Annotated in this window: 5 protein-coding genes and 1 pseudogene; 5 read left to right on the top strand and 1 reads right to left on the bottom strand. The window is 76.4% G+C overall.

Going from position 1 to position 11711, the window contains the following annotated elements:
- Nucleotides 1–405 (bottom strand): annotated as a pseudogene (locus UO65_RS20225) (Hsp70 family protein); the annotation flags it as partial.
- 220 nt (nt 406–625) lie between these two features.
- On the opposite strand from UO65_RS20225, the gene UO65_RS20220 reads away from it, so the two are divergent.
- The 5 genes from UO65_RS20220 (at nt 626) to mycP (ending at nt 11203) form a co-directional block, all read left to right on the top strand.
- Nucleotides 626–3238 (top strand): hypothetical protein, encoded by a 2613-nt coding sequence (locus tag UO65_RS20220; RefSeq protein ID WP_035284989.1) that lies wholly within the window; start codon nt 626–628, stop codon nt 3236–3238.
- 23 nt (nt 3239–3261) lie between these two features.
- Nucleotides 3262–3807 carry a type VII secretion system-associated protein gene (locus tag UO65_RS20215; RefSeq protein WP_052021404.1) on the top strand — a complete coding sequence of 182 codons (546 nt, stop codon included), beginning with the start codon at nt 3262–3264 and terminating at the stop codon, nt 3805–3807.
- Nucleotides 3808–4043: 236 nt separating this feature from the next.
- Complete coding sequence (locus UO65_RS20210) at nt 4044–6461, top strand: right-handed parallel beta-helix repeat-containing protein (protein ID WP_052021403.1); 2418 nt, start codon at nt 4044–4046, stop codon at nt 6459–6461.
- A 117-nt stretch (nt 6462–6578) separates the two neighbouring features.
- Nucleotides 6579–9965 (top strand): hypothetical protein, encoded by a 3387-nt coding sequence (locus UO65_RS33480; RefSeq protein WP_152552179.1) that lies wholly within the window; start codon nt 6579–6581, stop codon nt 9963–9965.
- Nucleotides 9965–11203 carry a type VII secretion-associated serine protease mycosin gene (gene mycP / locus UO65_RS20200; protein ID WP_084175942.1) on the top strand — a complete coding sequence of 413 codons (1239 nt, stop codon included), beginning with the start codon at nt 9965–9967 and terminating at the stop codon, nt 11201–11203. The genes UO65_RS33480 and mycP overlap by 1 nt, the downstream gene beginning before the upstream one ends.
- Nucleotides 11204–11711: the final 508 nt, after the last annotated feature.

Raw genomic sequence — 11711 nt, 5'->3', positions numbered from 1 at the left:
GGCCAGGCGCGGCACCTCGTCGAAGTGCTCGCGCCGGTACGGGCCCCACACGGCGGGGCAGGTCAGCACCACCGACTCGGGCGCCTCGCCCTCCTGGGCGGTGACGGCGGCGACGACGTCGCGTAGCTGCGCGGCCAGCAGGGCGGCGGGGGAGTAGGCGGCACCGCCGATGACCAGGGGCGTGGGGTCGCCGAGCCTGCGCTTGTGACCGCGCGAGAGCCGCACGGGGTCGGTCGCCTCGGCCTCGGCTGCCTCGCCGGTGACCAGGGTGCCGTCCGCCCGCGCGTACACCAGCGACGGGCTGATGCCCTCCTGCCCCAGCGGGACGATCCGCGTGCCCGATTCCCGGGCGACCGCGGCCGCGGTGAAGGTCGTGCCGAGATCAATGCCGAGCCCGTAGCCCACTGCCGCATTCCCCTTGCGTCTGTGCTCTGCCTGGCCGTTCCCGGGCTCATCGTCTCGTCGGGGAGCCCCGCGCGTCCCGCTCCGACCGGAACGCAGACCGGATCGTAATCCTGTTGTCTTGCGAGTGGGGAAGGCAGGTGAACCTGGCGGGCTCCCCGGTCCGTGGAGGGGGTAGAGCACCCCCGCCCCGCGCCCACCGGGGTCGACCGGAAGGGACCCGATGTCGCTGCTGGCCAGACTCCGCACCCGGCACCAGGAGCACGTCGACTTCGCCGCCACCCCGGTCGGGCACGCGCTGGTGCTGCACGCGCCCGGGGGCATCGGCGACGTCGCGCGGGCGGTGGCCCCGGCCCTGCCCGCCGACGTCGACCGCGACCTGGTGGTCGCCGACCTGCCCTCCGCCGCGACCGCGACCAGGTCCGCGCTGGTCGCCGCGTTGCCCCGAGGTCCCCGCGGCATCCGCCTGGTGTTCACCGGGACCCAGGTGGGTTCCCCGGCCGACGCGGCGCGCTGGTTCTCGGCGCGGCTCGACCGCCCGGTCGTGGTCGCCGCGGAGCCGCTGCCGCGCGGGGCCACCGCGGTGCTGCTCGTCGGGGCGGGCCGCGACGGCGGGTGGGCGGGTTTCCCCCGGTCGGCGGACTTCGCGTCGGTCGTGGCGCGCAGCCGCGCCCCCGGTGAACCCGAGACGGCCGAACCGCTCCCGGCGGGCGTGTGGCTGCGCCCCGACGGGGAGCCCCGCTGGCTGGCGGTCAACCGCGCCGAGCTGACCGGCACCGTGCCCGAGGTCCCCGGGACGCTCACCCTGGTCCTCGGCGGCCAGCACCTGCCCCCGCTCACCCTCGACGCGGTCGCCCGGTTCTGGTCCACCCTCACCGCGGCCGACCGCGCCCGGGCCCGCTTCGCCCGCTACGGCTCGGTGCGGCTGCCCGCCGGGCACGACCTCGGCCAGGCCCTCGCCGACGTCCTCGGCGAGGAGGTCGCCTGCTACAACGGCATCCCCGCGGGCGACCCGGGCGCACCGCGCGTGCGCACCGTCCAGCCGAACGGTTCACTGGGCTGGGACACCTTCGCCCAGTTGTTCTCCCACCTCCCGCACGAACCGGGCGCGGAGCCCGCGGCACCCCGGCTGCGCGGGCACCGGGCGCCGGTGGACGGGCTCGACGAGGTCACCCCCGGGGTGTACCGGTGGGAGCCGGACGCGGTGGTGGAGGTCGTGCGCGCCGGGCTCTGGGTGCGCTCCCCGGAGGAACCCGCACACGCCGCCGCGGTCCGCGCGGCACCGGTCGACCCGGCCGCGCACCAGCTCTTCCACGACGCGGACGACCGGGTGCGCGAGCTGGCCCGCGCGGTCGCCGAGCAGCTCGACGTGCAGATCCGCCTGGTCAACCGCGTGGTCCCCGCCCCGACCGAACGCGCCGCGCCGGAATCGGAGAACCCGGCCGACGAGAGCGCCCCGGCGGTGCCCGCCGAGGTCGACCTGCCGTGGCTCGCCCAGCTCATCCGGACCGACTCGACGCCCACCGCGCCGCAGCCCCCGGTCACCGCCGCGCGGGCAGGTCGGTTCGCCCGCGCCGTCGGCCCGGCGCCCGCTGTGGCGGCGGTCGCGGAGACCGTGGTCCTGGCCCACCCCCGCCGCCCCCAGCCGGTCGAGGACCTGGCCCCGCCCGCCGACCCGGTGGGGGAGCCCGACGACGGGCTGATCGGCAAGATCCTCCGCGGCGTGCTCGCCCCCGTGCCCGCCGCCATCCACCTGCCCGAAGCGGACGGCGAGCGGCCCGCCGAACCGCTGGACCCCGCCGCCGACGAGGTCTGGGAACCGGTCACCGGTCACCTCACCGAGCCGCTGACCGAGCACGCACCCCCGGACGCCGACCGGGTCGAGCCGGTGGCCGCCTCGGAGGGCGCCGAGACCGAGCCGGTGGCGGTCCCCGTGGACACCGAGGTCGAGTCGGTGGTGTTCCCCGAGGGCGCCGGGATCGGGCCTGCTGACCTGGAGCACGCCGGGATCGAGCCGGTGGCGAGCCCAGCAGGTGCCGGAATCGAGATGGCGGCGGCTGAGGCCGAGCCGGTGGTGCAACCGGAGGGCGCTGACGTCGAGCCGGGGGGTGAGCGGGCGTGGGTTCGAGCCACTTGGGCCGCGGAATTCGCCGCCGCCGAGTCCACCGCGTCCGTGCTGGCCCGCCACCCCAAGCTCACCGACCCGGCCGCCCCCGAGGACGCGCTCACCGACGCGGTCTCCCTCCGGCTGTACCTGGCCGGTGGCGCCGACGACCTCGACCCGGCGCTGCGCGACGCCTCGGGAGCGCCGGTGCTCCGCCTCGGCCGCTGCGCCGCGTCCGCCGCCGCGCGGTTGCCCGTCCACCGGGGCGGCACCGTGACGACCCTGTCCCCGACGCCCGCGCAGTGGGAGTCCTACCGCGAGCGGGAGGTCGTGGTCGAGCCGGGTTTCCTGCACCTGCTGGCCGCCCCGTGCGCCGCGCAGCGCGGTGAGGTCGACCTGCTGGTGTGGTCGATGACCGGCAGGCGCACGGCACCGCTGGAACCGGCGGAGGACGCGGTGACCGACCGGGTGCTGTTCCTGCCGGGAACCCGGTTCAAGGTGCTCGACCTCAGCGAACCCGCGGCGGGTGAGCGCGGTCGGATCGTGCTGCGCGAACTCTCCCCGGCCGAGGTCGACGCCGACGGCGGGGCCGAGTCGAACCGGTCGTCGCTGGACCGCTTCGCCCACACCTCGCTGGAGCGCGCGGTCGACCGCTGGGCGCGCCAGGAGCCGCGCGAGCGGGTCCCGGCCGCCGCCGCGGACCGCTTCCGCCTGCTGCCCGGCCTGAGCTGAACCCGAACCCCGAAGGGAATCCCGTGACGACGACACCCGCCGAGCCCGTGGAGGACGGGCTGCTGCTGCTCATCGACAACGAGTGGCGCTCCACGGCCGCCGAACCCGACCCCCCGGTGTCCGCCGTGCTCGGCGCCTGGCCGGTGACCGACGGCACCCGGGGCAGGTTCCAACCCAACCCCGTCTACCAGCCGTCCTCACCGGACTCCCCGCTCGACCCGGTGGACGCGGTGCTGCGCGAGGCCGCCCGCGGCGGTTCCGCCGACGAGTTGCCCGCCCTGCTGCGCGACGCCGTGCTCGGCATCGCCGTGGACGAGGAGGGCAACGCGGTCGTCGGCCCCACCCCCGACGGTGCCCACGCGGTCCTGGTGACCACCGCGCCCGGCCACCGGCCGAGAGTGGACGCCCCCCACTGGTTTCCGGTGGACGTGCGGCAGCTCGCCGAATCGCTGCCCGAACAGGGGATCGACGTCCTGCTCAACCCCGGCGGCCCCGCCGCCATGCGAATGCCCGCCGAGGTCGTCCGGTCGATCGCGGCGGTCGACCGCGAAGCGGACCAGGGGCGGTAACCGCCGGTGGGGCGGCGCGACCGGTGCACGGGCGCACACCGCTCGCCGGACCGGTGAACCAAACCGGACCGGCGGCACGTGGAGGTGTTGTCGGCCCGGTGACGGAGGCCCGCCCGCGAGGGTCCCTCCCCGTCGAGACCGAGGAGCACCGCACCCGGCCGGGTCCGGTGCGCGGCCGAAGGCAGTCCGGAGCGCGCGAGTCCCGGGCACCACAGCGGAGCGGAGGAGAACCGATCGTGAGTCGGAACGTCGTGCTGGTCTCCCAGACCCCCGGTCGCGGCCACCGCAGCATCGGTGACGCCGTGTCGAGCGCGCCCGACGGCGCCGTCATCCTCGTCGGCCCCGGTCGCTACAGCGAGAACCTGGTCATCACCCGGCCCGTCACCATCACCGCCGAGGACGGCCCCGGCACGGTGCGCCTGGTGGCCACCACCGGCGTCGCCGTCGTACTCGGCGCCGACTCCGCCGCCCTGTCCGGGCTGGTCGTGGTCGCCGCCGACGCCGACAGCCCCGCGGTGCTCGTCGGCGGCGGGCAGCTCGACCTCACCGAGTGCTCGCTGGCCGCGTCGAGCTGGGCCACCGTGTTCGCCCGCGACGACGGCAGCGTGGTCATGCGCGACTGCGAGATCCGCAACGCGGTCGGCGCCGGGGTCGTGGTCACCTCCCCGCGCGGCGGGGTGCTCGACACCTGCCGCTTCGTCGACCTGGGCACCTCCGCGGTCGTCGTGGCCGACGACGGCGCCCTGCTGATGCGGGCGTGCTCGGTGGACACCGCCGCGGGCAACGGCATCTGCCTCAACGGCCGCGGCAGGCTCACCGTCGAGGACACCACCGTCTCCGGCACGGGCAAACCCGCCGTGGCCGTCGAGCAGCAGGCCGTGCTCACCGCGTCGCGCCTGTCGGTGACCGGCGTCGCCGCCATCGGCTTCTACCTGGCCAGCAGCGACCAGGTCCTGCTGGAGGACTGCACGGTGGAGCGCGCGGGCGGCGAAGGCGTGTTCGTCGCCGAGGCGTGCGCGCCGGTGCTGCGCGGCTGCACCGTGCGCGGCACCCGCGGCCGCGGCCTGTACTTCGGCGGCCGCGCCGCGGGCAGCGTCTCCGACTGCGCCGTCGCCGACGTCGACGGCGTCGGCGTCGCGGTCAGCGGGCGCAGCGTCACCGAGTTCGACCGCACCACCGTCTCCGGCTGCTCCGCCACCGGGGTCCTGCTCGACGACGGCGCCGACCCGCTGCTGCGCCGCCTGCGCGTCGTCGGCTGCGACGGCGACGCCATCGAGATCGCGGGCGGGGCCCGGGGCACCCTGGAGAACGTCGAGGTCGACGGCGGGCGCGGTGCGGGCCTGGTGGTCACCGGCGGCGCCCGGCCCTCGGTCAGCGGGCTGGGCGTGCGCCGGACCGCCGCCGCGGGCGTCCGGGTGCAGGAGGCGGCGCTGGCGCTGGTCGACTCCGCGGTGGAGGCCGCGGGCGCCGAGGGTGTGCACGCGGGCGCGGGCGCGGACGTCTCCGTGCTGCGGTGCCGGGTGCACGGCAGCGAGGGCGCGGGCTGCCTGTTCGCCGAGGGCTCCTCTGGGTCGGTCGTGGACTCGGAGTTCTCCTCCGGCGCGGGCGACGGCATCCGGGTCGACACCGAGGAATCGGTGCGGGTCTCCGGCTGCACGGTGCGCGACAACCGCGGCAGCGGCGTCCGCCAGACCCGGCCCGGCTCGGCCATCGAGGTCCTCGACGTGATCAGCGGCGGCAACCGCACCCCCGACGCCTTCGGCACCGCGGCCACCGCCGACGCGCCCCCGCCCGAGGCCGACGCCCCGAGGCAGCGGGCCGCCGCCGGGTCCGACCCGCTGGTGGAGTTGCAGAACCTCGTCGGCTTGGCCGGGGTCAAGAGCGAGGTCACCTCGCTGGTCAACCTCAACAAGATGGCCAAGCGCCGCCAGGACGCGGGCCTGTCGGCCCCGCCGATGGCCCGGCACCTGGTGTTCGCGGGCGCCCCCGGCACCGGCAAGACGACCGTCGCCCGCCTCTACGGCCAGATCCTCGCCCAGCTCGGCGTGCTCGCCAAGGGGCACCTGGTCGAGGTGGCCCGCGCCGACCTGGTCGCGCAGATCATCGGCGGCACCGCGATCAAGACCACCGAGGCGTTCACCAGCGCCCTCGGCGGGGTGCTGTTCATCGACGAGGCGTACACGCTGAGCCAGGGCGGCGGCGGCAGCGGCCCCGACTTCGGCCGCGAGGCGATCGACACCCTGGTCAAGCTGATGGAGGACCGACGCGACGAGATCGTGGTCATCGCCGCGGGCTACTCCAAGGAGATGGCGGGCTTCCTGGCGGCCAACCCCGGCATGGAGTCGCGGTTCAGCCGCACCATCGAGTTCGCCAACTACACCGCGGAGGAACTGGTGACCATCGTGCAGTCGCAGTGCGCGCGACACGACTACCGGCTCGACGAGGAAGTCGTCAACGCCCTGCTGCGGTACTTCGAGGACATCCCGAAGGACGGCACGTTCGGCAACGGCCGCACCGCCCGCCGGGTGTTCGAGCGGATGACCGACCGCCAGGCCTCCCGCCTGGCCACGAGCACCACCGCCGACTCGGTGGACCTCACCCTGCTCACGGTCGAGGACCTGGAAGCGGTCGCCCGACCGGCCCCCGCGTCCTAGGACCGGCACGCGACCGCCGCGGCGAAGTCACCGCCCCCGGGTCGGGGACGGTGCCGGGCGGGGAAGAGGGGGTGGGTGGCGGGAGAAATGGACACAGTTTCAACGGCGGGAGTGATGATGCACCGGCTTTTCGCACAAGAGGCGCTCGACGCGCTCGTCGCCGAGCCGATCGGCGCGCACGTGCTGCTCCGCCACCGCGACGAGGGCGCCCACGGCCACGACCCGGTGCTGCACCGGGTGCCCGCCGTGGCGGGGCAGTTGCTCGTGGTGGTCTCCGAGCGGGCCCGCCAGGAGAAGACCCTGGCCCGGTTGCTGCCCACCCTGCTGCGCTCGGTCCTCGCCGACGTCCGGGCGACGTCGCTGTGGCTCGGGCTGCCCGGTCTCGCGGGCCACCCGGCGGCCCAGCGGCTGGCCCGCGAACTCGGCGTCGACGTCATCGCCCCGGACGGCCCCCTGGCCACCGGCCCCGCCGTCCTGTACGCGGGCCACGGCACCGGCGCCTCCGGCTGGTGGCGCGTCCGCGCCGGTGCGGACCCCGAGTACGCGGGCCCGCGCTGGCCCGCCGCACCGTGGGAATCGGTGCTGCCCACCACCCCGGTCACCGTCGCCGACCTCGTCGTCGAACCCGTGCCCGCGGGCATCCTGGTGCGCGCCGGGAGCCCCGAACCGGTCCACGCCACCGACCCCGCCTTCACCGTGGTCGGCGACCACCGCTTCCCGAGGATGGTCGTCGGCGGCGGCGACACCGTCCCCACCCCGGCATCCGTGGCGTCGGTGCTGCTCAGGTTGGGGACGATCCGGGCGGTGCTGGTCCCGGCCGTGCCGGAGGTCTGCTCGTCGGCCTGGCAGCGCGACCTGGCCGCCAAGGCGGGCGCGGACGTCCTGTTCACCACCGGGATGCCGGTCGACACCACTTCCACGGTCGTCCCGGCCGCCGACGGCGACCCCGGGTTCCGCCCGTTCCCCACCCTGCTGCGCCAGCTCACCAACGGTGGCGGGCAGCAGGTCGTGGAGATCGCCCCCGCACCCCGGGGCTGGGTGCGCCACGGCGTCCGCGCCTACCGCCCACTCGACGGCGTGCCCGCGGGCGTGGTCGCCGAGGTGGTCCCCTCCGGCCTGGTCCTGCACTCGTCCACCGCGGGCGCCGCCCCCGACCCGCTGCCCTTCGACCCCACCCGCTGGTTCCTGCACCTCGGCAACCCCGGCGAACCGGTCGACCTGCCCATGCTCACCGCCGCCGACGACCTGCTGGGCGCCCTCGACCCCGACCAGCGGGCCGCCGCCCGCATCCGCGTCCTCGGCACCCTCGACGCCCACGCCGCAGCCACCCTCACCCGCGTCCGCGCCGACCACGACCAACGCCCGGCAGACCACGCGCCCCCCGCCGAGCCGACCCCCGAGGCCCGCCCGCAGACCGCGCCCCCCTCGCACGGTGCCGGGACGATGCCGCCGGTGTTCGCCACGACCGCGAGCGGCCCGCGCTCCGGGACGGCGGACCTGCCCCCCGCCCCCGCCGTACCGGCGACCGTGTCCGGCCCGGTTGCCTGCGCAGAGGCGACCATCCGCTTCCGCCCGATCACCGCCTCCACGCCCACCCCTCCCCACCAGGCCCCCGACAACCCCCACCGCCCGGCAGCGGCGACCGACGAACCGAACCCCCCGGCCCGCCCCACCACCGCGACCGGCCCGGCGCCCTCGCTCCCGCCCTTCTCGACCCCGGCGGCAAGTCCCGCCCAGGCGACGGGCCCAGTGCCTTCGCCCCAGCCGCTCTCGACCCCGGCGGCAAGTTCCGCTCCGGCGACCGGCCCGGGTTCCTCGTCTGAGCCGATCTCCACTCCAGCGGACCCCGCGACCACGACCGGCCCGATGCCTCCTGCCCAGCCGCGCCCCACCCCGGCAGCGGACCCGGCCACAGCAACCAGCCCGGCGCCTTCATCCCGGCCGCTGCCCACCTCGGTGGACCCTGCTGCGGCGACCGGTCCGGTGCCTGCCGCGCCGCCGCTCCCTGCCCCGGTGGCTGGCCCGGTGCCTTCGCTCCGCCCGCTTCCCACCCCCGTCTCGGCTGCGCCGCTGGATCTACCCACCCCGGCCGAGGCCGCCCCTGTCAGTCCCGTCCCGGCCGCGCCCGCTCCTGCCGAGCAGGTTTCGCCGCGCGAGCCGCTCGGATCGATCCACTCCGAAACTGCTCCGGTCGCACCCGCGCAGGCCGCACCTGCTCCGGTCGAGCCGGTTGAGCCGCGTGCGGTTCTCGACCCGGGTGGGTCGATCCCCGTGGTGCCCGGTGCCGCCGGCCGCGAGCCCGCCGAGGCCACTCCGGTTCAGTCCACTTCGGACTCCGCAGCCCCCGGGGCCGTTCCGGGGCCGGAGTTCCGGTCTGCCGCCGAGCGTGATGCGGCACCCGCGGTGGGTGCCCGGTCGGCCGAGCAGGGCGGTGCTGTGCCGTCGCGGCCGTCGGTTGTCTCGTACTCCGCGCCGCCGATCGTCACCACGTCGTCGCCGGTGCCCACGGTTTCCGGGCCTGCGGAGCGCGTCGACGAGTTGCCCGCGCCGGTGCAGGTCGAGCCCGTGGTGACCACCGAGCCCGACGCGCCGGTCGAGGTCGCTGCGCCGGTTGAGCCGGTCGAGCCCGCGGCGCCGGTCGGGGCGGTGCGGGAGGCCGGTTCGGAGGCGGTGGCCGCGGTGGTGCCGCTGGTGCTGGCGGACCGGTCCAGTTCGGCGGCCGAGCAGGCGCGGTTCGCCGCGTCGGCGGGTGAGTTGTTCGGGGAGGCGTTGGCGACGGTGAACGCGGCGTTGGCCACCTGGCCGTCGCTGCGGCAGGGTGGGGCCGCCGGGATCAAGGCCGACTACGTGGCGGTGTGCCTGTACCTCGGGCGGGGACCGCTGGCCGGTACCGAGCTGAACCAGGCTGTGCGGGCCGGTGACGGGGCCGAACTCACCGGCCTGCTGCCGTGCCTGGTCTCCGGCATCCGCAGGTTGCCCGTCCACCGCCGCGCGGTGCTGCGCCAGGGCAGGCTGGGGTCCGCGGAGCACGAGGCCGCCCCGGGGGTGGTGCTGACCGAACCGGGGTTCCTCAGCGCCAGCATGGACCTCGACGTGACCGTGCCCGGTGCGGACCTCGACGTGCTGATCTGGCCCGCGACCGCGCGCCGGACCTCCGAGCTGCTGGTCAACCGCCCGGTGGGTGAGGCGGTGTTCGCCGCCGCGGGCCGGTTCAAGGCGCTGGCGGTGCGCACCGCGGAGGGGGAGGAGGACCCCGAGCGCGAGGGCCCCGCCGCGCCCCGGGTCGCCGCGCTGTTCCGCGAACTCGCCCCCGGCGAGCTGCCGACCACGACCGACCTCGACGAACAGGACCTCGCCGTGCTCGCCAAGCTCGACCGCGTGCTCGCCCGCAGGCAGCGGGCCCCCCTCCGGCTGGTGGACGACCCGGAGGCGGCGGCCCGGCTGACCTCGTCGCTCGTGCGGTGGCAGCACGCGAGCGCCGACCGCACCGCGGTGGGTGCCTGATGCGCGCCCTGCGGTGCGCGCTGGCCGCCGGGCTGGCCACCGTCCTGCTGGCCCCGACCGCCTCCGCCCAGCAGTCCGTCCCCGCCCTGCCCGCCACGAGCGACGCCTGCCTGCCCGCGCCCCAGGGCAGCGCCACCGACGTGCCGTGGGCGCAGAAGCAACTGGCCCCGCAGCGGGTGTGGCCGGTCACCCGGGGTGCCGGTGTCGTCGTCGCGGTCGTCGACACCGGGGTGGACTCCTCGGTCCCACAGCTCTCCGGCGGCCGAGTGCTGCCCGGCATCGACGTGATCACCCCGGGCGGCGGCCGAGCCGACAGCGACTGCTACGGCCACGGCACGTTCCTCGCGGGCATCATCGCGGCCCGCACCGAGGCGGGCACGGGTTTCGCGGGCGTGGCACCGGACGCCACGATCCTGCCGGTCCGCGTCGCCACCTCCGCCGAGAAGGACAAACCCGGCGCCCTGACCCCCACGGGCATGGCCCGCGGCATCCGGGCAGCCGTCGACGCGGGCGCCCGCGTCATCAACGTCTCGGCCAGCACCACCGCCCCCTCAGCCGAACTGGCCGCCGCGATCGACCACGCCGCGGCGAAGGACGTGGTCGTGGTCGCCTCAGCATCCAACGGCGCCCGCGACGGCGACCCGGTGACGTACCCGGCGTCCTACCCCACCGTGGTCGCGGTGGGCGCCGTCGACGCCGCGGGCGCCCGCGCGGACTTCTCCCAAACCGGCCCCTACCTGTCCCTGGTCGCCCCCGGGGTGGACGTGGTCAGCACCGGCCCGAAGGGCCCCGGCCACTGGCAGGGCAGCGGCACCAGCTACGCCGCCCCGTTCGTCGCGGGCACCGCCGCCCTGGTCCGCGCCTACCGCCCCACCCTGACCGCGGCACAGGTCAAGCACCGCCTGGAGGCCACCGCCAACCACCCGGCCGCCGCCCTGCCCGACCCCGGCCTCGGCTGGGGCACGGTCAACCCGATGGCCGCGGTCACCGCCGTCCTCCCAGCCGAGGGCGGCGCCCCGGCAGGCCCCCTCGTCGCACCCCCCGCGGCCCAACCACCCGTGGCCGCACCGCACGACGAACTCGGCCCGGTGCTCGCGGGCGTGGGCGTGACCGCTGTGGCACTGCTGGTCCCCGCCATGGTGCTGGCGTCCCGCCTGATGTCCGCAGGCCGAGGCCGCCGCTGGCGCCGCGCCAGGGTCGTCCAGGTGGTGCCCTCCCGCCCGGCGAAGACGGGCTGATCCCGCAGCCCGGCCGGCCAGCCGCTCCAACAACCCGAGGGGCACCGCGACAGCGGTGCCCCACCCCGGGCACCTGGTGGTTGCCAACAAGACCTGCCCGCAAGGCAGCCGATCACCCCACCAACCGCCAGCCCAGCCACCAGCCACTGACCACCACCGGCGCAGCCGCCCACCACCCCACAAACCACAGGCCCGGCGGCCAGCCCCCGAACCTCCCGGCCGCAGCCGCGAACCACCAGCCCGCCAACCACCAGCCCGCCAACCACCAGCCCGGCGACCAGCCACCCGAACCCCACCAGGCGCAGCAACAACCAGCCACCCCCCGAACCTACGGCCCGACCACCAGCCGCGCCGAACTCCATCCGCGCAGCCGCCGACCACCCCGAGAACCGCTGGCCCGGCAGGCGAATGCCCGGGTGGGTGGAGGTCCTGAACGCAGGCCGACCACCCCGGGAACCGGCGGCCCGACCAAGCAACTGCCCGGGTGGGTGGATGTGTTTGGCCGGGG

The organism is Actinokineospora spheciospongiae (assembly GCF_000564855.1).
Classification (GTDB): Bacteria; Actinomycetota; Actinomycetes; order Mycobacteriales; family Pseudonocardiaceae; genus Actinokineospora; species Actinokineospora spheciospongiae.
The sequence above is the reverse complement of the archived record's forward strand: the minus strand, read 5'-3'. Positions and strand labels throughout refer to the sequence as shown.

What these genes read in the sequence shown, in the direction of transcription:
- UO65_RS20220 (WP_035284989.1), top strand. Translation starts at nt 626, where the DNA reads ATGTCGCTGCTGGCCAGACTCCGCACCCGGCACCAGGAGCACGTCGAC.
- UO65_RS33480 (WP_152552179.1), top strand. Translation starts at nt 6,579, where the DNA reads ATGCACCGGCTTTTCGCACAAGAGGCGCTCGACGCGCTCGTCGCCGAG.
- mycP (WP_084175942.1), top strand. Translation starts at nt 9,965, where the DNA reads ATGCGCGCCCTGCGGTGCGCGCTGGCCGCCGGGCTGGCCACCGTCCTG.